The organism is Paraburkholderia youngii, from assembly GCF_013366925.1.
GTDB classification, from domain to species: domain Bacteria; phylum Pseudomonadota; class Gammaproteobacteria; order Burkholderiales; family Burkholderiaceae; genus Paraburkholderia; species Paraburkholderia youngii.
The window spans coordinates 3,184,261-3,206,718 of the sequence record NZ_JAALDK010000001.1; the positions used below are offsets into that span (position 1 = coordinate 3,184,261).

The 22,458-nt window shown below is 61.5% G+C and carries 15 protein-coding genes; 9 read left to right on the forward strand and 6 right to left on the reverse strand.

Annotation, left to right across the window (positions count from 1 at the left end):
• Positions 1-125 precede the first annotated feature (125 nt).
• The 4 genes from G5S42_RS14625 (at position 126) to G5S42_RS14640 (ending at position 4,860) form a co-directional block, all read left to right on the forward strand.
• Positions 126-1,415 carry a FecR family protein gene (locus G5S42_RS14625; protein ID WP_176107367.1) on the forward strand — a complete coding sequence of 430 codons (1,290 nt, stop codon included), beginning with the start codon at positions 126-128 and terminating at the stop codon, positions 1,413-1,415.
• The gene (locus G5S42_RS14630) at positions 1,403-3,268 is read left to right on the forward strand and encodes a CHASE2 domain-containing protein (protein WP_176107368.1); all 1,866 of its coding nucleotides are present in this window, start codon (positions 1,403-1,405) and stop codon (positions 3,266-3,268) included. Before G5S42_RS14625 ends, G5S42_RS14630 begins: the two co-directional genes overlap by 13 nt.
• On the forward strand, positions 3,255-4,571 hold the full coding sequence (locus G5S42_RS14635; protein WP_176107369.1) for a tetratricopeptide repeat protein: 1,317 nt from the start codon (positions 3,255-3,257) through the stop codon (positions 4,569-4,571). Before G5S42_RS14630 ends, G5S42_RS14635 begins: the two co-directional genes overlap by 14 nt.
• A gap of 115 nt (positions 4,572-4,686) precedes the next feature.
• Entirely contained in the window at positions 4,687-4,860 is a 174-nt protein-coding gene (locus tag G5S42_RS14640; protein WP_176107370.1) for a hypothetical protein, read from the forward strand.
• 40 nt (positions 4,861-4,900) lie between these two features.
• On the opposite strand, the gene G5S42_RS14645 is transcribed toward G5S42_RS14640, so the two are convergent.
• The 6 genes from G5S42_RS14645 to G5S42_RS14670 are packed head-to-tail and all read right to left on the reverse strand — an operon-like array spanning position 4,901 to position 12,949.
• On the reverse strand, positions 4,901-7,321 hold the full coding sequence (locus tag G5S42_RS14645; RefSeq protein ID WP_176107371.1) for a glycosyltransferase: 2,421 nt from the start codon (positions 7,319-7,321) through the stop codon (positions 4,901-4,903).
• 11 nt (positions 7,322-7,332) lie between these two features.
• Positions 7,333-8,364, reverse strand: coding sequence for a glycosyltransferase family 4 protein (locus tag G5S42_RS14650; protein WP_176107372.1), 1,032 nt, complete (start codon positions 8,362-8,364; stop codon positions 7,333-7,335).
• Entirely contained in the window at positions 8,361-9,665 is a 1,305-nt protein-coding gene (locus G5S42_RS14655) for a methyltransferase domain-containing protein (RefSeq protein WP_176107373.1), read from the reverse strand. Before G5S42_RS14655 ends, G5S42_RS14650 begins: the two co-directional genes overlap by 4 nt.
• The gene (locus G5S42_RS14660) at positions 9,662-10,915 is read right to left on the reverse strand and encodes an ABC transporter ATP-binding protein (protein ID WP_176107374.1); all 1,254 of its coding nucleotides are present in this window, start codon (positions 10,913-10,915) and stop codon (positions 9,662-9,664) included. Before G5S42_RS14660 ends, G5S42_RS14655 begins: the two co-directional genes overlap by 4 nt.
• The gene (locus tag G5S42_RS14665) at positions 10,912-11,694 is read right to left on the reverse strand and encodes an ABC transporter permease (RefSeq protein ID WP_176107375.1); all 783 of its coding nucleotides are present in this window, start codon (positions 11,692-11,694) and stop codon (positions 10,912-10,914) included. Before G5S42_RS14665 ends, G5S42_RS14660 begins: the two co-directional genes overlap by 4 nt.
• 46 nt (positions 11,695-11,740) lie before the next feature.
• Complete coding sequence (locus G5S42_RS14670) at positions 11,741-12,949, reverse strand: glycosyltransferase family 4 protein (RefSeq protein ID WP_176107376.1); 1,209 nt, start codon at positions 12,947-12,949, stop codon at positions 11,741-11,743.
• Positions 12,950-13,155: 206 nt separating this feature from the next.
• Here G5S42_RS14670 and G5S42_RS14675 point away from each other — a divergent pair, with 206 nt between their 5' ends.
• From G5S42_RS14675 to G5S42_RS14695, 5 genes are all read left to right on the forward strand, one after another.
• On the forward strand, positions 13,156-14,994 hold the full coding sequence (locus G5S42_RS14675) for a type I secretion system permease/ATPase (protein WP_176107377.1): 1,839 nt from the start codon (positions 13,156-13,158) through the stop codon (positions 14,992-14,994).
• A gap of 14 nt (positions 14,995-15,008) precedes the next feature.
• Positions 15,009-16,373, forward strand: coding sequence for an HlyD family type I secretion periplasmic adaptor subunit (locus G5S42_RS14680; protein ID WP_176107378.1), 1,365 nt, complete (start codon positions 15,009-15,011; stop codon positions 16,371-16,373).
• 1 nt (position 16,374) lies between these two features.
• Positions 16,375-17,841, forward strand: coding sequence for a TolC family outer membrane protein (locus G5S42_RS14685; RefSeq protein ID WP_176107379.1), 1,467 nt, complete (start codon positions 16,375-16,377; stop codon positions 17,839-17,841).
• A 190-nt stretch (positions 17,842-18,031) separates the two neighbouring features.
• The gene (locus tag G5S42_RS14690; RefSeq protein ID WP_176107380.1) at positions 18,032-18,424 is read left to right on the forward strand and encodes a hypothetical protein; all 393 of its coding nucleotides are present in this window, start codon (positions 18,032-18,034) and stop codon (positions 18,422-18,424) included.
• A 441-nt stretch (positions 18,425-18,865) separates the two neighbouring features.
• Positions 18,866-22,300, forward strand: a complete 3,435-nt coding sequence (locus G5S42_RS14695; protein ID WP_176107381.1) for a beta strand repeat-containing protein — start codon at positions 18,866-18,868, stop codon at positions 22,298-22,300.
• Positions 22,301-22,458: the final 158 nt, after the last annotated feature.

Genomic DNA, 22,458 nt, shown 5'->3' on the forward strand with positions numbered 1-22,458 from the left:
AATCATTACCGGATTATTCGATCGCAGTGCCGTGAGGATCTCGGGGAAAAGATCAGATGCAGGAACGCATACTTCGAGGGGGTCGTTCGGCCGCATTGCAGTTCGTTGTTTGCACGGCGTTTCTTGTGCACCATGACGCGCATGCGGAGTCCGCGACGATTGGCAATGCAGTCCTCGTGATTGGACAGGCGTGTGCACAACGCGCGCAAACGTTTTGCACCCCGCTTGCCAAAGGCGCCTCCATTGAGCAGGGCGACACCGTCGAGACGGGCAAAGATGGCTATGTGTACATCACCACGGTCGATCACGGCTTTATCAGTGTGCGACCCAATTCATCGCTGACGTTCGAACGCTACGAATACAACCCGGCCGATCCACGCAAGACGGTCATCAAGCTGTCGCTGACGAGGGGCATGGTGCGCGAGATATCGGGTACGGGTGCTCAGGCCGCGCGCGACCACTATCGGATGAACACTCCGGTCGCCGCGCTCGGCGTGCGCGGCACCGATTTCACCGTGTTCACCGACGAAAACGTGACGCGCGCAGACGTGCTTAGCGGCGGCATCGTGATGACGCCGTTGGGCGCCGGCTGCTCGGCGACGGGCGTGGGTCCTTGCGAGGGCTCGGCTGCGGCACAGCTATTTGCTGGCAAACCGAACGAATGGCTGCAGGTGTATCGCGGCAGCGCTCGCCCTGTCGTAATCGACTCTGGACCGTCGCGGGTGATGTCCGAGCAGGCAGCGGCCGAGTTGAAGAGCGAGGAAAACAGCGCTCGCGCGGCGACCGCCCAGGCACCGGTCAGTCCGGGCGTTGCGCCTGCGGAGTTAAGCTTCCCGCTGACGACACCTCCCCCCGCCGATCCGCCGACGCCGGCAGCACCAGCGGTACCCGTCATCGACCCAGCGCCGGAGGCGCAGATCTTCTGGGGACGCTATAAGTCGCTGGGTTCGTACGGCGCGGACACGACGTTGACGGCGCTGGTGCAGCAAGGCAGCGAACAGGTTAGCCTGACGGGGACGGGGCCTTTCGCGATGACCCGCGCGCCGCAGACGGAGATGGTGATGCCCACCTCCGGCAACTTCAAGTTCGGGCTTCAGGCGGCGCAAGCGTTCGTGGTCAATGCAACGACGGGCGCGGCGACAGAGGCGAAGATCAGCAATCCGCTACTGTCGATCGATTTCGGCACGCGTGCTTTTCAGACGAGCATGAAGCTCAGCGCAAACGGCGCGAGCTATGAGATTTCGGGAAGCGGCAGCGTGACTCCGGACGGCAAGCTCGTCAGCGAATTCGGCGTTTCGCGGGCGCTCGTCAGAGGCGTGCTCGCCGGCAAGAATGCCACGCAGGCGGGCTATCTGTTCACGCAGTCTCTCGGCGGGAGCAATGCGGCCTATGGAGCGACCCAGTGGTCCCGGTAGCAGGCCTTGGCACGCTGGACCAAATTCGCCTCACGATATTCGCCCTGATTTCACTGCTAGGCTGCTTGCTGGCGACCGGAGCATGGTCGCCTGAACCATATAGCCGGCTCGGCTATGCGCTCGACGACTGGCAGCAGAAGCAATTGATCACCGCCGCACCGGACCCGCGCATCGCTCTCGTCGACATCGACGAGCGCTCTCTCGATGCGATCGGGCCGTGGCCATGGCCACGCGCCGTGATGGCGCGACTCGCGCAGACGCTGTTCACGCGTTATCACGCGAAAGCGGTCGGCCTCGACATCATGTTTCCCGAAGCAGGACCGGACGACGGCGATCGCGCACTGCTCGACATCGCGCATCAGTATCCGCTCGTGTTCGCGCAGGCATTCGCGCTCTCGGAGGGAGCGGGGGCGCCTCATGCCGGGCATGTCGGCGGCGCGCTGCCGACAGGCACGCACGTTGCCCATGCGCCGGTGGCGTCGGGTTTCGTCGGCAATTTCTTTAGTGATCCACAGGTCTGCGTCGGGCATGTGACACCGCACGCCAGTGTGGACGGGGTGGTCCGTTCCGTCGCCCCGGTGATCCAGTACGCAAACGCCGTCTATCCGATGCTCGCATGGCAGTTGATCCATTGCCGCAATGCAAGCACCTTGCCGCTCGCATCGCTCGCCAGCCTGCCGATTGACTCTCAAGGCCTGATGCATGTGCCGTTCCGGCATTCGCTTCAGTCGCTCGACGTGGTATCCGCTTTCGACGTGCTCACGCAAAGGGTGCCATCTTCCCTGCTGGCGCACCGTTATGTGCTGGTCGGCTCGTCGGCGCTCGGGCTCACGGATCACGTCGCATCGCCGATCGAACCATGGTTGCCGGCGGTCATCGTGCATGCCGAACTGCTTGGCGAACTGCTCGATCTGGGCTCGCACGACGATACGCAAGCGCAGGCGGCATGGCTACCGATCGTCTGGGCGGCGTGCTCGATCGTGATCTTCGCGGTGCTGTTCCGCCAGCAACGCGCGACGATTGCGCTGGTGTTGATCGTCGTGACGACGTCATTGTGGCTGGGCCTGCTGGCTTCGACACGCAGTGTGCCCACGCAACTGGCCGCACTGCCGTTGATTCCCGCGGCGGTGTTCCTGCTGATGCAGGCGCCCGTCGAGTGGATTTATTCGCAGGCGGCGATGCGCTCGTTCGAGCGCCGCTTCAGCCACTATTTGCCGCCGACGGTGCTGCGCGAAATCATCCGCGAGCGGGGACTCGCGACCTTCAAGCCGGAGCGTCGGCAGATATCTGTGTTGTTCGTCGATATCGAAGGCTACACGCGGCTCGCCGAGCAGATGCCACCCGAGCATCTGCTCGCGATGACGGAAGTCGTGCTGACGCGTCTGACCGGCTGCGTGCACGACACGGAAGGAACGCTGGATAAATACATGGGCGACGCACTGATGGCATTCTGGGGCGCTCCGCTCGCGCAGCCCGACCATGCGGATCGCGCTCTCGATTGTGCGAGCGCGATGCTGCGCGAGTTGGCGGCGCTCAATCATAGTGGGCTGCCTGTGTTCGACGGTAGGACGATTCGCGTTCGCATCGGCGTGAATAGCGGACCCGCGGTGGTCGGTGAAATCGGCTCCAGCTCGCGTAAGTCCTACACCGCGATTGGCGATACGGTCAACGTGGCGTCGCGGCTCCAGGAGTATGCGAAGACGCTCGAAGCCACTTTGCTGATTGGCCACGAAACTGCGCGGCAGAGCGAACGTCATCGCCTGAAGACCTGCTCTCAGGTGGCACTGCGCGGGCGCGACACTGCAGAATGGCTTTATACGATGCACGAAGGCGATACCCATGCGATTCATTGAGCGGCGCATTCACGCGCTGCCGTCGCGTGGTTCATGGCGCGCAATCGTCGGACTGGCGCTGCGTGCGCTCGGCATCGTAGTGATGAGCGCACTGGTATCTCACGCAATGGCGCAGACCCCGGAAAGTCTCTTCGATCAGACCATCGATGAAGATCTGCAAGCGCAGGCCGAGGTTGCGATCAGTGACGGAGATCGCCAGCGCGCGCTATTGCTGCTGAATGAAGTGGTACGGCGTGACCCCCGCCAGGCAGGCGCGCTACTCGATGCGGCGATTCTGTATTGCCAGTTGGGAGAGCGCACGCGCTCGCAAGAAACGCTCGCGCGGATCGAAGCAAAATACGACGTGCCACCCGCCATCGAGGAGTTGATCGTCTTCTATCGCGCGAGCGCGTGCACGCCGAGTGGCCCGCGGCCGCAGTTGATGGTGAGCTTTGGAGCGGGCGTCACGTCGAACGCGAATTATGGACCGTCGAATCCCGTCGTGAATTTCGCGCCCAGTGCGCCATTCGGTTCACGGACCCTCGAACCCGAAAGCCTTGCGCACGGTGACCAGTACATTGAATCGGCGGTGCAGGGCGAGTTGCCGATTTCGTCCGTGCCAGGTCTGGCACTGCTCGCTGGACTAACCAATCGTCAGTACCGCAGTCAGCACAGCTTCGACCAGCGCTCCGCCACGATCGGTCTTGCCGACAGGACCAGTGTGATGCATGGCGAGCTTTATAACCAGCTCACCGCAGACATGCTGTGGCTCGGCACGCGCGTCTATCAGCGCGATATCGGCTGGCACGCGAATTTTTGGCTGCCGCCGTCGGCATGGCGGCCGATGCTCGCGCGCGGCGGCCTCGATTTGACGGTGCTGGATTCCGCGTATCCCGGCAACTCGCTCTATGACTCGGTGTATGTCGAAGTGCGTGCGGCGGTCCAGGCTCGCATCGGCGAGCGCACCTCGGTGCAACTATTCGTCGGTCCAGCATGGGACAAGCCGTTGAACGGACGCCCCGGCGGATCGCAGCACGGTTATTCAGCGTGGCTGTCGGCCGATTACGACATGGCCCTTCATGGCCAACTCGAAGCAGTCTTGCAGCAGCGAACGCTGATCGACGCGGATGCGTATGACCCAGTATTCTTCGGCACGCTGGGCCGGCACCAGACCATACGCGCGGCATCGCTGCGCTACACGTATCCAATGGTGCGCGGCTGGTCGGTGTATGCCCAGGCATCGGCAGGGCGGGTCTCCAATTCGATATCGCTCTTTGCGTACTCCGTGTACAGCGGCTCGCTCGGTCTGTCGTGGAAGTACTAACGCGACAAGCGCCGCGCTAGTCGCTAAAATAGATCTACTTCACCGCCAGGTTCGCGCAATGAAAAGTCCGATCATAATTTCTGAGTCGAATACCGCAACTAGCCAGGACCAATCCGTGTGTCTGGAATGGCAAGGGTTCCAGCATCAGTCGTATGACTCGGTCGACAATCTGCTGCGCGAGTTCACGCATGCCGCATCGACCCATGCAACGAACGAGGCCGCCGCAGTCGAGGTCACGGTGGTGGGCCAATTCGATGGCTTGCTGCCGCTGAGTCACTACCTGTTGTAGGGCGTACCGCTGGCCGCGGATACGCCTTTCCCATACCCCTCTACGCCAGCACCTGCGCGAGCGACTTCGAGTAGGTCGCGGCGATCGCGGTCCAATCTCCCTCTGCTTCAACACGGCGGCGCGCATTGCGCGTCATCGCATCACGCTCCGCCTGCGTCAGTTGCAACATCGCTTCAATGCCATCGGCGAAGTCGTTGGCTTCTGCGCACAGGTATTCATGGCCGGCGCGATAGCCGAGGCCGCGCGCCCCAAATTCGGTACTCACCACCGGCAGACCCACAGCAGCGTATTCGAGCAATTTCAGGTTGGTCCCTGAGCCGGAAACTACCGGGTTCAGGCCCAGGTCGCTGATTTCAAGCCACGTGGCCTTTTCTGCATCGCTGACCACATCCACGAGACCGACGTTGGACGGCAGCTCCCAGGTCTGGACTGAGTGGCATACCGAACCCAGCAATACGAAGTGGACCGAAGGCAAGCGCGTGGCTGCTTCGACGATCAAGCGCGCGGCATCGATGTTCGGGCCGTGCGCGCTGCCCATGAAGAGGGCCAGCGGATGCGCGACACGCAGCGCCGCGCGGCGGCGCTCTGTCTGCGCCCCTGCACGCAGCGGCGTCGCCGCGACGTCGATGCCGTTGGGAACGACGATCATCTTCGCGGCATCGCCTGCCGTCCCGTAGAGCTCGCCCATGCGTTCGCGATCCCGCTCCGAGCACGCGGTGACGAGCGCCGCGTCGAGTACGGCACGGCGCTCCAGCGCAAGGACCTGATCGACGGCCCAGCGATGTGGGCCGTAAATGTCGGCCTTCAGATCGGCTTCGACATTGTGCGCTTCGTAGACGAAGGGTTTGGACGTGACTTCGCGCAATGCGGGCATTGCGTACGGATGAGAGCACACGATCAGGTCGGCGCGTCGCGCGAGTGCGTCGATCGCCTCTAGCCATTCGGGGGCCGTGGTTGGATGCATGGCGGCCGCGATATCTTCAGCGGAAGCGCCCAGCGAGCGTTCGAGCTGATACTCGGCTTCAGTGAATTCCTGAGACTTCGGCACCAGTTCCTCGGTAAAGCCATCCGCGAGATTGCGCGTACCTCGCATACCCACAGGTGCCAGATTGACGAACTGCACGTCGAAGTGTTCGGCGACCCGTTTGTACAGCCCATGCAGGCGCAGCTTGCCGCCACTGATCACCGGGGTGATCGGATAGGTATTGAGCACGCCAAGCACCGGCTTCGTCCGCCTGGTGACGATCGCTGGGGCGGCGACTATTGCGTCGGTTGCCTGACCGTCGGAAGCCACTTGTCGGCCGGCCGCGAGCAGCGCATCGCACAGCGTGGTCCAACTCAGATACTCAACGCTCTTGCGCCCGGCCAATCCCATATTCCGCGCTTCGGTGAGATCGCCGCAAACCCGCCGCAACGCGCCGGCGAGCACAGCCGCATCCGGTTCGACGACCAGTCCCGAGCGCTGATGCTCGATCAGTTCGAGCGGACCGCCCGAATCGGTAGTGGTGATGACCGGCTTCGAGGCCAGCATCGCTTCGAGCGTGATAAGCCCATAGTCTTCATCACGCGGCACGAACGGCACGCAGACTGCGCGCGCATACTCCTGCGCGAGCTGAACATCGGTGATGCGTCCGAGAAAATGAATGCCGCGATGACCCGCGGCGGCCGCGCGCAAGCGCGCTTCATCGGGGCCGCTGCCGGCAATATGCAGTGGCACCTCCACCTTGCTCTGCCGGTAAGCCTCGATGATCAGATCGATACGCTTGGCCGGGTCCAGACGGCTGGCGCTGAAGATGGCTTCCTGCGGGCCTGGCGCGAGCCCCTTTAGACCGGTCGGATGATGATGGACCGCGACTTTCACGCCGGCGGGGAAATAGCCCTCGCGCGCCGCGACCACCTGCGAAATCGCGGCATAGTGAACGATCTTGTCAGGCCGCATTGCGATCGCGTCGAGCAGGCGTATCACCGCGCGCGTGACGGGCCCTGGAAACGCCCAGCAAGCCGCTTGCGGCGCGCGCTGCCACGCTGCGTCGAGCGCGTCGAGCAGTTCGTCGAGTTCGAGGTTCGCCGCATCGCGCTTGACGAGCGCGTCGACGATACGCGCCGGCATGCCGAGCGCGACCAGTGGGTCGGGTTCGAACTGCGTCGGCATAGCCGATGGGTAGCAGTCGTACAGGCCGCGCAGCGTGTGCTGGAGATAGACGACGTGATTGCGATGTCGAATCGCCCAAGCGGGGTACTTGGTGCTGATCACCATGTCGAAGTGATCGAGATCCAGTCGCAAGAACTGCCGATAGCTGGCCAGCAGTTCGCCCATGTTGCCTTCGCGGGTTGGCAGTTTCATCAGTTCCGCCACGATTCCCGGCCGTGCGTTCAGCGCGTCGAGCAGGCCCCACCACAGGTTCTCAGCGCCGCCGATCACAAAGGGGACCGGGCTCGGCGCGACAATCGCAATTCTCATGGGAGATCAGGTTAGAGAGGTTGGGTAAGCTGCTCGATCACACCGCGCCACGAGATGTTCGCCGCCCGGTAGGCTTCGAGGCCGCGCACGCCGGCGTCGGCAGCCTTGCGCGGATGTTGCGCGAGCCAGTCGAGGCGCTGGGCGAGCGCCTTGGCGTCGGGTGGCTCGATCCAGCCAGTTTCGCCGTCACGAACGAACTCCAGCGGTCCGCCGGAGTCGGTGCAGGTAATCACGGGTTTCGACGACAGCATTGCTTCGAGTGTGATGTATCCGTAGTCTTCATCGAAAGCCGGAAACACCACGGCCAGCGCGCGTGCGTAAAAGGCGCGCTTTTCTGCCTCGGTCACATGTCCGATCAGCGCGACGCGGCTACCCACGTCATGTTGTTCGATGAGCCGGGCAAGCACCTCGCGCTGACCGCCGTCGCCTGCCAGCAGGATCTTCAGCGGCGAGTGCATATGACGCGCCGCTTCGATCAGCAACGATTGCCGCTTCAGCGTTTCCAGGCGACTCGGGAAAAATACATACGGCAAAGCCTGTTCGCAGCGGAACGACTCCGCGTCTGCGGGCGGATGATAGAGCGGCGTCGCTTCGATCCGGTTGAAGTCGCGCAAGCGTTCAGCGACACGCCGCGAATTCGCGAACACCAGGTTCGCGCTCGAGAGCGCGGCGTTGTCGAACGCGATCACCTGAGCGCGCAGCTGCTTGAGTTCAGCGGTTGCCTGCGCGGCATCGTACAGTTCATAAATCGCGCGATGCTGGTGCATGACCCATACCCGGTGATTCGGGTGGCTGATTCCATAGCCCGGAAATTGCAGGCTGATCACCTGATCGATCGTGACGCCGTTCGGACGGATGAAGTCGAGCGACTGCGCATGTTCCATCGCTCGCGCGATGTCCTTTTCCGGCGAAAAGCGAAACGGCAGACGCAGCAGCTCCACCTCATGTCCCGCCCGTTGCAACTCACGGACTACGCCGGCAATGTGATACGAAGCGCCACCGTGCATGAATGGCACCATGTTCGCCGTCACGAGAATCTTCACGCCGGCGCTCCTGCCGCGGTCCGTTTGCGTCCGTGCACCGCGAAGTCCTGCGGACCGCAGAGATGGCCGTTGACGCGCTCGGTCAGCGGATCGTTGCCCGGCACCTTCGCTTCTTCCGGGTATGGGCTGCTGCGAATGATGTCGATCGCTTCGAAGTGGTGATACTTCAGCAGGAACGTAATCGCACTCGGCGTTATCGGGTTGCGGTGCGTGAAGTCGTGATAAAACGTGTGACTGCCAACCAGTATGTTCTCCGGGTTCGGCGTTTCGAACAGGACCGAACCGCCTTCCACCAGCACCCGGTAGCTTTCCTGCACGAGCGCGAACAGATAGTCGAATGGCAGATGCTCGATGATATGAAAACCGGTGACCGCGGCGACCGAGCCTGTCGGCAAACTGCGCAGATACTTCAGTGCGTCCGTATGGCGGGCGTCGAAGCCTTGCGCGACGCAGGCTTTGACCATGACCGGGCTGACGTCGATACCGATTGCGTCGTGGCCTCGCTCGCGCACATACGAGAGCCATTCCCCCCGGCCGCAGCCAATATCCACGATCTGATGCGTGAGTCTGCCCGCGCGCGGAACATTCGTTGCGAGCCAGTCGTCGTAGATCGCCAGCTTCGCGCGCACGTTCTCACGCGTGCCGCGATTGGCATCTTCGAATGCAAGGTAATAGGCGTCGATTATTTCCGGCGCCACTGCGAGGCCTTTGCGAAACTGTACCTGCAGATCGTCCACGCGTCGTGATAGTTCTTCGGACCGCGCGGCCTGGCGCATCACGGCACCGACAGTATTTTCGAAGCGGCTCCGCCACGCGACCAGTGAACGGGAGAGCAGGCGCCGCGCATAGACGCCGTCGGCATATCGTCCGACTCGTGACGCCAGCGCGCTGAGTCCCGCATGGCGCAGCACCCGCTGCGCGAGCGTCACGCCAATGCCGAGGCGAAGCCCCGGCACCTGCACGCCAGTGCGCCGCCCTTCTTCCGACATGCGCAGCTTCGCCAGCAGCACGAGCCGGCTGGCGCCGTTCTTCAGTTGACCGACGTAATTGGCCCGGCCCGCTGGATCGGACTCGCGGCGTAACACGAGCCGATAGGCGCCATCGACGAAAACCTCGTCCTCGGCAAGCATCAGCTGTTCGATCGATGCGGGAGCGCAAAGGCCGGCGACATCCAGTCCGGCTCCGGCGGGCGATACGGCATGCCCAAGCGTAGCCGTTGCAGTTGTGTCGCTCGGGCCGGCATGGGCAGCTGCTTCCGCCTTGACACGCGCAATCAGATCTTGAAGTACTGCGTTGGTCATGATTCTCGTAACGTGGGTTGTTCCAATTCCCGTACAGGGGATTGAGCAAATTGCGCCGGCACGTAGCACAGTCCGGAGAAGGGCGCATGCTGAAAGCCGGCGATTTCGAAAGTCGCGGCGGCATCCCACCAGTGCTGGCAATCGTGCACGTGGGTGTCGTCAGAATGCAGGGCGACCGTGACCGTATATTTGCCAGGCGCGAAATTCAGCGGCAGCGAAAAGCGACAGCAAACGCTATTGCCGGCGGAGAAGTGCGCCTGCTTGCGCAACAACGCGGTATTGGTGCCGAACACGTCCTGGCCAAAGCGGTCGCGAATCAGAATGCCGACTGATAGCTGGGCGTCCTGGTCCGACTCGCATTCGAGGTCGATCGTCACTTCTTCACCGGACGCAAATCGCATGGCCGGCCCGAAGCGACCTGACAGCACCACGTTGCGCACGCGGGTGCGCAACGCACCGTATGATTTCGGCGTCGACTGGTTGGCTTGCGGCGCGTCGCTATCGATGCCCGCAATCAGCCGGTAATAGATCTGCGCGGCTTCTTCCGGCAAGCCGTCGTGGACGACTTCGCCGCCCGAAAGCAGGATGGCTCGATCGCATAGCAGCTTCACGGAATTGATGTCGTGCGACACATACAGGATCGAGCCACCAGCGTCGCGAAACTCGCGAATGCGCTTCAGACACTTCTGTTGAAAGCGCGCGTCGCCGACCGCGAGCGCTTCGTCGACGATGAAGCACACCGGGTCCGCATGAATGGCCACCGAGAAGCCGAGCCGCATGATCATCCCGGACGAATAGGTACGCAGCGGCGCGTCGATGAACTCAGCCAGTTCGGAAAAGGCGACGATCGCGTCGAAACGTTGTTCGATCTCTTCGCTCGTCATGCCGATCAGCCGCGCATTCACCGCGATGTTCTCGCGACCCGACAGCTTGCCGTCGAAACCGGTGCCGAGTTCGAGCAGACCCGCAATTCGCCCCCGCCGCAAGATCGACCCGGCATCGGGCAACAGCACCCCACTGACGAGCTTGAGCAAGGTCGATTTGCCCGCGCCGTTCTGGCCGAGCACGCCGATCGCCTCGCCCTGTCCCAGTGAGAACGAAACGTCCCGCAGTGCGGCATGCACGCGATGCCGCGGCTTGCGGGAAAAGCTTTCTATCAGGCGGTCAGCGGTGCGGTTGTAGATCTTGAAGCGCTTCGAGAGCCGTTCGATCTCAAGAACTGGTGGACCGTTCTGCGCGTGTGTCGTCACAACGTATCCCTCAGTTCAGATTGCAGACGGGTCAATAGCAGGCGCCCCGCGAGCAGGCTGAGCACCGCAGCGCCGAACAGTGCGAGCAGTTCCTTCGGCTGCGGGTATTGATGCCATACGATGATCGCGTGCACCGAGTCGATGGCCCAGAAGATCGGACTGAAGTGCAACCCCTTCGCGGCCCACGGTGGCAGGATCGAAGCGAGGTAGACGACCGGCGTGAGCCAGAAGCCGAATTGCAGCACCACGTTCAGCACGTTCTTGACGTCGGGAATGAACACGTCGAGTGTACCGAGGACGATGCCAATGCCATACGCGAACGCGCTCAGAAGCAGCGCAACGACCGGCAGCATCAGCCATTGCATCCCAATTGGATGACCGATGACCAGCAGGAACATCGCGAAGAACGCCATCGTGATCGCATATACCGCCCACTCGGCGAGCACGATATGCAAGGGCATCAGCCACAGATCGACGCTTATCTTGCGGATCAGATGCGCGTTCGAGCTATAGACGGGGGTGAGCCGGTTCAGCAGGTTCGCGAACAGGTTCCACGTGAGCAGGCCGCCGATCAGATAGACGGTGTACAGATAGGGATCGGCATCCGCGCCGATGCGCGTGCGCATGAATTGGGAAAACACCGTGCTGAACAGCACCACGAAGGTCAGCGGCTGAATCAGCAGCCAGGCGGCGCCCAGCGTATTTTCCCGATGCCGGTCGATGAGATCCTGACGCGACAGCAGGAGGACATGCGCGAGGCTTGTTCTTAATGTATGCATGAAACGGATTCGAGGTGGATCGCGGCGCTCGTCGGAACCGGCTTCGTCAGGCGAGAACCTGCCGGTAGACGGCGAGCGTTTCCTCGGCAGTGCGCTGCCAACTGAAGGATTGCGCACGGGCGATGCCGGCCGTGATCAACCGCTCACGCAACGCGCGATCGTCGATCAGCACCTGCATCGCTTCGGTAAATCCTTCGACATCGGTCGGCTCGCGCATGATGCCGGCATCACCTGCCACTTCCCGAAGCGCGTCGGCGGTCGAGCACAATACCGGCACGCCAGCCGCCATGCCTTCGATGATGGGTAACCCGAACCCTTCATAGACGGATACATAGACGATCGCGAGCGCGCCCGCGGTCAGCAGCGGAATGTCGTCGTCTGACACATAGCCGAGCTTGCGCACGGAGCCTTCACGCAGACCCGGTTCAAGTGCGCGGTGCAACGTGTCCGTCAGCCATCCTTCGATGCCGATCAGCACGAGCGGGAACTGGCGCCGGACCTCGGCCGGCAGGCGCGCATGCGCGGCCAGCGCGGTTTGCAGATTCTTGCGTGGCTCCAGCGTGCCCACGGCCGCGAAGTACTGGCCATGTGCGAGACCGTGGCGGCCCAGTACTTTACTGGTCGCTTCGGAGGAGTATGGCTGGAAACGCGTCGACACGCCGTTATACACGACCTTGATCTTCTCGGGCGCGACTGAAAAGCAGGCCTGTAATTCTTGCCGAACGAACTCCGATACCACGATGACCCGATCCGCGCGTTCGAGCGCGCGCGGAAAGTTCGCCCGCAATAGCGCGAGACGTTGGGCAGGGTGGTACTCCGGATAACGCACCCACGAGACATCGTGAGCGGTGATCACTGTCGGCCCGCGAAAGCGGAACGGAATGAAGTTCGGATCGTGATAGACCTGCGGAGCACGCCGCCGCCGGATGCCCGAATCGAAACGATACTGCTCGACGTGTGGCATGAAACGGTATGCGGAGGGCAAATACTTGCGCGCAAAACGTTTGGCGCCGGCTGCCGCGATGGTGCGCCACGACTTCGTTGCTCGTGCATCTCCCGCGGCGGGCGCTGTCGTGCCGTTCTCATGCGACGAAGACCAGTGCGTGCCGTAAAAGAACCGCACGCTATGTCCCCGATGGACGAATTCGCGAGCCAGATTTGACGCGTACTGGCCAATACCCGTAAGCGGCGTGAGTAAAGCGCGCCCACCCATTGCGATGTCGAGCTGAGCGTCGGAATAGTTGTTGTCGAGCAAGGTACTGTCTGCAATAAGGATTCTGGGAGCAGCGCAAGTATCGGGTTTGTTTTCGCGAATAGATGTGACGGCCGTCACATTTCACGCGCAATTGATCGAGCAGAATGAGCGCCTTCAGAACGGACCGATGCACGGGGTGTCGGCCAAAGAATGACCACACTAGAAGTGAATCGAGAGGCGTTGCGAGACCGGCGTAACGAGCAAAGATGACCAGTAAAGTCAGAGTGCCGTCGAATGAAATCATTCAGGCGTTGTTAGGCTACCGCCGCGTGTTTCGCACGCTAGGCGCATTTAGCATGCTCATCAATCTGTTGATGCTCGTGCCGTCCATTTACATGCTGCAGGTATATGACCGCGTGCTGCCAAGCCGCAATGGCGTCACGTTGGCGATGCTGACGCTGATGATGCTCGGCATGTACGGGTTCTCGAGCGTGCTCGAATATGTGCGCAGCTTTATCGTGATCCGCATCGGCGGCAAGTTGGACATGCACCTGAACAGCCGCGTATATACCGCTGCGTTTGAAACGAATCTCAAACAGCAGGGCGTCAATGCGGGGCAGTCTCTCAATGACCTGACCACGATCCGGCAGTTCGTTACCGGCAATGCGCTGTTCGCATTCTTTGATGCGCCGTGGTTCCCGATTTATCTGGCGGTTATCTTCATCTTCAATGTCTGGCTCGGCGTGTTTGCATTGGCGGGCTCGGCGATCCTGATAGCACTGGCAATCGCCAACGAACGTGTTTCACGTCGTCCGCTGTCGGAGGCGACCAGTTTGTCGATTCGCTCCACCGCACTCGCCACCGCGAATCTGCGCAATGCCGAGGTCATCGAGGCGATGGGCATGCTGCCCAACCTGATGGCGCGCTGGTCAGTCCTGAATGCGGGCTTTCTATCGCGCCAGGCTGAAGCGAGCGAGAAAGCGGCGCTGGTCGGCAATGTCACGAAGTTCTTCAGGCTCTCATTGCAGTCCCTCGTACTGGGGATCGGCGCGCTGCTCGCGATCGACGGCAAGATTTCTCCGGGCATGATGATCGCGGGTTCGATCCTGATGGGCCGTGTGTTGGGTCCGCTGGAAATGGTGATTTCGGTCTGGCGTCAGTGGAGCGGCGCTCGCAGTGCGTATGACCGCCTCGTTGAACTGCTCAAGAACAATCCGGTGCGCCGTATCGGCATGACGCTGCCGCCGCCGACCGGACGGCTGACGCTCGAAGGCGTGAGCGCAGCGCCGCCGGGGATGCGGGTGCCGGTGGTGCAGGGCCTGTCATTCACGATCGATGCCGGCGATGTGGTCGGCGTGATCGGACCCAGCGCGTCCGGGAAGTCGACGCTTGCACGGCTGATGGTCGGCGTGTGGCCTGCCGCGGTCGGCACCGTGCGGTTGGACGGCGCGGACATCTATCAGTGGGACAAGGATCAGCTCGGACCGCACATCGGCTACCTGCCGCAAGACATCGAACTGTTCGGCGGATCGATCGCGGAAAACATTGCACGCTTTGGGCAGATCGAATCGGAGAAGGTCATCGAGGCGGCGAAGCTCGCCGGGGTTCACGAGATGATTCTGCGTCTGCCGCAAGGCTATGACACGTTGGTTGGCGATCGCGGCGCCGGGCTCTCCGGTGGGCAGAAGCAGCGCATTGGTCTGGCGCGTGCGCTGTATGGCAATCCGTCGTTCATCGTGCTGGACGAACCGAATTCGAACCTCGACGAGACCGGCGAGGCGGCGCTCAAGCTGGCGATCGAGCGCTTGCACGCAGCCGGCAAGACCGTCGTGCTGATTACGCATCGGACAAGCATCATTGCCGCTACGACCAAGCTGCTGCTGCTCGTCGAAGGCCAGCTCAGGATGTACGGGCCCACCGCGCATGTGCTGGCGGCGTTGCAGAATGCGCCCGCGAATACGGCGGCTGCGCAATCGGCTGCTGCAAAAACGACCGCGACGGCTCAATCCGCCGCTACGGCTCAACCTGCCGCCTCAAACCCGGCTTCGTCCAACCCTCATCAGCCATCCGACGCTCAAACAGCGGATGCGGATGCCACAGTCTGACCCGCAGATTTTCCATGGTTAATTCCACAAGCAAGAAAGCGGCGGCGCCTGCCATCGAGGTGCTCGGCACCGGATTGCCGCCGGTCGTCAATGTCGATGAATCGCGCTACGTCAAGATTGGCTGGACCGTCGTACTGGTCGGCGTCGTAGGCTCGTTGCTGTGGGCCGCATTCGCGCCCCTCAGCAAGGGCACAGAGGTTCAGGGAACGGTGGTGGTGGCCGGCAATCGCAAGACCATCCAGCACCCGACCGGTGGCATCATTCGCGAAATCCTCGTTCAGGATGGCGATCAGGTGAAGGCCGGGCAAGTGCTCATCAGGATGAACGACGTGCAGACGCGCTCGCAGAACGCGACCATCCGCTCGCAGTACCTGACCGAGCTCGCCACCAAGGCGCGCCTCGTCGCGGAGGCGACCAATGCGAAGACCATCGCCTTCCCGCGTGAGTTGACGGACGGTGTCGCCGCACACGATCAGGAGGCCGAGGCCGACGTGCAGCTGCAGGAGCAACTGCTGAGCGCGCGCCGGCTGGCACTGAAGGCGTCGATTGGCGCGCTGCAGGAGAGCATCGCCGGATACCAGGCGCAGCTGGCTGGCGAAAACGACGCGCATGCTCAACGGCTGCTCGAGCACCAGGCGCTGCAGGACCAGTTGACCGGCGTTCGTGAGCTGGCGATCGAAGGATATGTGCCGCGCAGCAAGCTGAAGGACCTGCAACGTCAGGAAGCCGTGCTGAACGGCGAGATCGCGCGCCAGGCGGGCACCGCCGGGGAATTGGCGAGCCAGTCGGCCGAGGCGCGTCTGCGTATCGCACAAGCGCAGGAAGACTATATGAAAGAGGTGCGCACGCAGTTGAGCGACGTGCAGCGTGACACCGAGGCATTGCGTAGCCGGCTGGACGAAAGCGAATTCAACCTTGCCAACAGCGAGGTCCGTTCCCCGGTTGACGGCACCGTCGTCGGGATGAGCGTCTTCACCGAAGGCGGCACGATCGGCCCCGGCGCGAAGCTGATGGATGTGGTGCCGACTGGCGAACCGCTGGAAGCGGAAGGGCACCTCGAGGTGAACCTGGTCGACAAGGTTCGCACGGAAATGCCGGTCGACATGATGTTCACCGCGTTCAACCAGAACACCACCCCGAGAGTGCCCGGCACGCTGACGTTCGTGTCCGCCGACCGCCTCGTGGACGAACACACCGGCGCCCCGTACTACAGGGTGCGCGCCAAAGTGACCGAGCAGGGCATGAAACAGTTGCGCAAGCTGGATATCAAGCCGGGCATGCCGGTCGAGATATTCATCAATGCAGGTCAGCGTTCGATGCTGAGCTATCTGCTCAAGCCGATCTTCGATCGCGCACACACTGCATTCACGGAGGACTGAAGTGCAGCGCGTTTTTTCACTTCGGTCGTCCAACGCCGGTTCTACCGGCACGGCGCAGGCCGTTCCACGCCTGCGCACGTTGTTGCTGGCGATGTCGGTTGGTGCCGCAATGATCGCGCCGCGTCCAGCGCTTGCGCTCGGCCTCGTCGATGCGTACGAAGCCGCGCTCAGCCATGACCCGATTCTCGCGGGCGCGGCGAAGCAGAAGGAAGCCGATGATGCGAATGTCGGGATTGGTCGCTCGTATTTGTTGCCCAACGTTTCGGCGAATTACGCGCGATACCGCGACGTAACCGGTACGACGTACCTAGGTACGCAGTACGGGGATGTTTCCACACATCAGGTCTACGGTGCCTATTCCCAGGGCGTTTCGCTGCGTCAGCCACTGATCAACTTCGAAGGCATTGCGCGCTATCGCTACGGCAAGGCAATCGCGCTCGCCGGGGACGCGACGTTCGACGATAGCCGGCAGGATTTGCTAGTGCGCGTGTTAACTGCCTATACGGATACGGTCTTCGCGGAAGATCAGTTGTCGCTCGCGCTCGCGCAGAAAAACGCGTTCGATGAACAGTACGCCGGCAATCAGGCGATGTTCAAGAACGGCGAGGGCACCCGCACGGATATCCTCGAAACGAAATCGAAGGCCGCGCTGGCAGCGGCCGATGTCGCCGACGCCCGTGATAGCCTGGATAACGCTGCGCATGCGCTCGAAGCGCTGACCGGTTTGCCGGCGTCGCTCGATGTCGCGGGTCTGGACCGTCTGAAGGACGACTTTCAACCGGTGCTGCCCGAGCCGCTCAGTTTCGATCATTGGCACGATATTGCGTTGGAAAACAACGCGCAGTTGATCGCTGGTCGACACTCAGTTGAAGCGGCGCAGCAAAAGATGAAGATCGTACAGGCGGGCTTTTATCCGCACGTGGATCTGGTGGCGAGCGTTGGTCAGAATCAGTCGACCCAGACCAATGCGATCGGTACTCGCTATCTGACCAAATCGGTCGGTGTTGAAGTCACGATACCGCTGTATTCCGGTGGACTCGTGCGCGCGTCGACCCAACAGGAGCAGGCTAATTACGAACGTGCGCAATTCGAATTGCAAGACAAGACCGACAAGGTGTTGCTCGACCTGCGCAAACAGTACAACCAGTGCGTGAGCAGCATGACGCGCATCGACTCCCTCAAAAGCGCCGTCGAATCCGCGATGCTGCAGATCGTGGCGACCCGCAAAAGCGTTCAGGCGGGCGTGCGCACAAATGCCGACGTATTGACGGCTACACAGCAGCTGTATTCGGCCAGACGTGATCTGGCTCGCGCGCGTTATCAGTTCCTGCTGGCAGATCTGCAACTCAAACACGCTGCCGGGATATTGACCGAGCAGGATCTGGTGGAGATCGCGCAGTCGTTCGTTCCACCTGCCCAGGCGGCGCCGCTCGCCAATGCGGTGGTGCCGACAGCGCGGGTTCATTGATCGATACCGTGCGCCACGCCCGATCACGTGTGGGCGTGGCATTGGCGTGGCGGTTCTCTTTACCTATTTTTACTTAAGGATTGTGCTGGCACGCACAATCTTGTTTGGGCATCTGCACTAAATTAGGTGGCATCGTGGTCCGGCAGCATTTCCAATTGCCGAGTGCCGCGCAATCTCACCGAAACAGATCATGAAGCCCGATTCAATCACAAAGCGAAAGGCCGCAAGCGGCAAAAGACTCGGTCTGCGACGCTGGATCGTGGACTGGACCATCGAGCCGGCTGCGGCCTCAGGCCATATCAGCCTGTCGTTATACGTGGCGGGCGAGTCAGACGACAACGTTGGCTCGTCGACCACCCGGCATTTCCTGCTCCGACAGGATCGGTTGAGCGAATTGATCGATGCGCTGAACGGGACGCTGCAGCATTCAAATGCCAGCCGCCTGCTCGAAGAACAGGCGCGCGCAGCGGATCCTGCCGCGGGTCATGACGCGGACACTGCCGGGGAGTTTGCAGAAAGGGATCAGCCTGATTTGACGTCGAACCACTTCTCACTCGGCGCTTATGGCCTCGTGGGTAATTGACGGCAACGGGATGCGATTTCTTTAGGGTCATGCTTGGTTTTAACGTTTGCGTGTCGCATCCCGCAGTGTTGGGCGTTCCTTCCGTTTGGCAAGGTCGGTTCTAGCCGGAGAGGGGAAACAAGCGCTCATGCGTTACCGCGCCCAGCGCTCGTATTCTTTGCAAGGCTTCTTTAAAAGCTCTTTCCCGCATCAAATGCCTCTTTCTCAGGTCTGAGTTGCGCAGAAAAAAAGCAACTCTATCGCCGAGTCTCCAACTATTTGCGCTTTTGTGCGCGCCATCACAATTCGCGAACAACCCGACGTTGAAAATCCCCCTGCGTTGTAGCTTTGTGGAAAACCGTCGGGTGATTCAAGTCCAATGAATCTGACGCGTCGACTCCCTAACGGCTCATGACGTATCACACATGTGTTGATATTCGTACTCTATCGGAGAAGAATCAAATGGCTGCAGCACAATATTACGAAGAAGTACAACAGGCGTATCTGGCTTATTATGGCCGCCCGGCTGACCCCGCAGGTCAAGAATACTGGGCAATGCGGTTGGACAACGCCGGGGGCAACCTGAGCTCGATCATCAACGAGTTCGGTACGTCGACTGAATCGACCGCCCTGTACGGTGGCTCGAACCTGGCAGCGCAAATCACCGCGATCTATCAGACGCTGTTCGGCCGTGCTCCTGACGCCGAAGGTCTGAACTTCTATCAACACGGCATTAACACCGGCGAATTCACGCTGGCTTCGGTCGCACTGAACATCTACTACGGCGCGACGGGCACCGACAAAGCTCAACTGGATGCAAAGCAGGCTTACGCTGACGCATTCACGAATGCTCTGTCGGCATCGGTGTCGGCGCAAATCGCCTACTCGGGCAAGACCGCTTCGGACAATGCTCGCGCAGCCGTTGCAGCCGTGACCGATACGGCTTCGGAAGGCACTGCAGTCGGGAACCTGGAGTCGACGCTGGCGAACATCAATGCGGGCGCTGTTGGACAGACGGTTACGCTCACTACGGGTGCGGATAACTTCACGCTGACCGGCAGCAACAATGTCGTCAATGGCGTCCTGAACGACGCCTCTGTGACGGGCAACGCCGCCGCGACGCTCACGCCGCTGGACAAAATCTCCGGCACCGGCACGGGTAACGTCCTTAATCTCGTTGATTTGCAAGCGGGCGGCACGGCCTTGGCGACGGGTATCTCGGTTTCGGGCGTGCAAACGGTCAACGTCACCGCTAGCGGCGCGTCCGGCGCGGATAACTTCTCGAACTTCACTGGTCTGACCCAGTTGAACGTGACGGAAGCTGGTGGTGCTGCGGGCACTACTGCCGCTGCTACGACGGCTGTGACGCTCACTGACAGCGCTGCTGCCGCGTCGACAATCAACGTTCAGGGCGGTTCGAACGTTGCTGTCACGGCTAATGGCGTGACGGCTGCCGGCACCATCAACGTCGGTACGACGACGCAAGCGGCCGGTACCGTTTCCGTCACCGAAAATATGCTGGCCACCCAAACGGGCCTCCACACGGCTGACGCTATCAACGTGACGGGCGGTACGTCGGTCACGGTCACGGCCAACCTGAATGAAAAGGCTGGCGCGGGCAACACGGTCACGGGTGGTGTTATTTCCGTCACGGGCGGGTCGGCCACGACGACCGTCACGGTCAATCAAACGGCTGCCGCAACGGCTGCTAACGCACAGCTGGCAGTCGCCGGCGTGTCGCAGACGGTCGGCGCGACTCCGGCCGCGCCCGGCGTGCAGGCAGTCACTGCCACCACGCAGACGCCCGCAGAGCTTGCTTCCGCCGCCGTTGCAGGTGTGGTAGACGGTCAGGTTATCGTCCAGGACGCAAACTACGGCACGCAGCTCGCCAACACCATCACATCGGTGTCGCTGGCAAACTTCGGCAACAACTCGCAAATCAACGACAACGCTCTGACGTCTCTGTCGCTGACGGGTGGCACTGGCACGCTGACGCTGACCAATGGTGCGACCACGCCGACCAACACGACGCTCGCCCTGTCGTTGGACGGCGTTGGCACGAGCGCAGCAGGTGTGACCTTCGCTGACGCAAATGGTGAAGTTAAGACGCTGAATGTGACGACGGCTACGGCAGACTCGTACCTCACCGTTACGGATGCCCATCTGCAGAGCCTTAACATCTCCGGCACGAACACGCTGCATCTGAGCACCGTTCCGGCCACGGTCACGACGATTGCAGTGTCGGGTGCGGCAGGCTTCAACGATGGCGGCACGCTGGCCGCTGACGCCGCGCTGACGTCGTTCACCACGACGTCGAGCGGCAAGATTGTGGCTACGCTGGACGATACGAAGCAATCGTTCGTTGGTTCGACCGGTCAGGACGTCATCACGATTTCGGCGGACGCTACGAAGGCCATCACCGGTGGTTCGGCGACGAACAACGAGGTCATCTTCAACAAGGCCGCGACGACGTTCAATGCTACCGCTGCAGACCTGACCAACACGAACGTGACGGGCTTCAGCGTTTTCGGTCTGGGTGCAAACTCGTCGGGGACGTGGGACCTGAGCAAATTCAACTCGGGCTTCAACGCCATCGACGTGACGGCCGGCAACACCGCAGCTAACGTTGCCAATACCATCGTCAACGCTGCGACCGGTACGTCGCTCAGCATTGACGGTTCGGGTACTGACACGGGCTCGGTGTCCTTGTCGTATGTTGACACCACCGGCGCGACTGACACGACCAACCTGACGATTGGTTCTGCGACGGCTGCCGGCCTCAGCATCGCTAGCGTGACCCTCGCTGACGCAAACGGAGTCGGTGTCAATACCGTCAACGTGACGACCTTGGGTACGGACATCAATAACGCGGGCGGCGCAACGGATACCATCGGAGCGCTCAACGACAACGGGCTGTCTGTCCTGAATGTGAGCGGAACCGCAGGTCTGTCGATTACCGCGCTCGACGAAACAGCGCATCAGGCAACGGCGTTCACCATCAACTCGACCGAGTCGGGCCAGAACGGCACGACGATTGGCACCCTGACTGACATCAACCTGGGCAACCTGACCTTCACGGGTACGGCTAATGCCGATGTCGGTCAACTCGTTGTCGCGGGTGGCTCGGTGACGAACCTCACCATCACGAACTCGGGCACGGGCATGGCTACGGTGGGTGACGGCACCGCCTTCACTGATGCCGCACTGACCAAGTTGACGCTGAACGGTAATGTGAATCTGACAACTGGCGTGTTGGCAGCAACGAGCGGCGTCACCATTGCTGGTTCGACGGACAACGCTCACGTCACGCTTAACCTGGCGGGGGCCACGACCGGTACCGACTCCATCAGCCTGGGCAACGCCAACAACAGCATTATCGATACGAGCATTGGCGGCACGGTCAACGTTACCGTCGGAACTGGCTTCAATCTCATCAAGCTCGGTGACTTCGGTGCTGCTGGCACGACGACCACGGGTACCTACAATGTGACCCTGGGTGCCCACACGGATACGGCAAGCCTCTACGACAGCATCTTCGTCGCGGATACGGGCTCGGCGTCAGTTGTTGCCACCCCGACGACGGTGATTACCGGTGCAGTGAAGGGCGACGTCATTACCACGACTGACGCCAACGCACTCACGGTCACGACGCTGACGGCTAACCAACTGTCGAGCCTCGCGAATGCGGCAAATCTGGCTACCGCAATCAGCCAGGCTTCGGCGATGACCGTTGGCGCTCATGGTGTCGATTCGTTCGTGTACGGTGGCAACACGTATGTGGTTGAAAACGTTGCTGCTGGTACTGCCGCTGCGACCAGCACGGTTCTCGAACTTGCTGGTGTGCATACCATCTCGAGCACGGGCAACGCGGCAGGTGCGTTCCACGTCGCAAGCTAATAGGCCTTTGTAGTAGTAAGCATAGCCTTAGCGTTGAAACCCCGCCTTCTCACGAGAGGAGCGGGGTTTTTATTTTCTTGGATAAGTAGGTGAAGTTTTCCGGCCATGTCCACCGAGCCGTGCTTCGCCTGTGCTGACGGATAAAGGTCCGATCCGGC

Bases quoted from the DNA above. Each gene is read 5' to 3' on its own strand.
- G5S42_RS14675 (WP_176107377.1), top strand. From the start codon at position 13,156: ATGACCAGTAAAGTCAGAGTGCCGTCGAATGAAATCATTCAGGCGTTG.
- G5S42_RS14665 (WP_176107375.1), bottom strand. From the start codon at position 11,694: ATGCATACATTAAGAACAAGCCTCGCGCATGTCCTCCTGCTGTCGCGT.
- G5S42_RS14635 (WP_176107369.1), top strand. From the start codon at position 3,255: ATGCGATTCATTGAGCGGCGCATTCACGCGCTGCCGTCGCGTGGTTCA.
- G5S42_RS14645 (WP_176107371.1), bottom strand. From the start codon at position 7,321: ATGAGAATTGCGATTGTCGCGCCGAGCCCGGTCCCCTTTGTGATCGGC.
- G5S42_RS14655 (WP_176107373.1), bottom strand. From the start codon at position 9,665: ATGACCAACGCAGTACTTCAAGATCTGATTGCGCGTGTCAAGGCGGAA.
- G5S42_RS14680 (WP_176107378.1), top strand. From the start codon at position 15,009: ATGGTTAATTCCACAAGCAAGAAAGCGGCGGCGCCTGCCATCGAGGTG.
- G5S42_RS14690 (WP_176107380.1), top strand. From the start codon at position 18,032: ATGAAGCCCGATTCAATCACAAAGCGAAAGGCCGCAAGCGGCAAAAGA.
- G5S42_RS14695 (WP_176107381.1), top strand. From the start codon at position 18,866: ATGGCTGCAGCACAATATTACGAAGAAGTACAACAGGCGTATCTGGCT.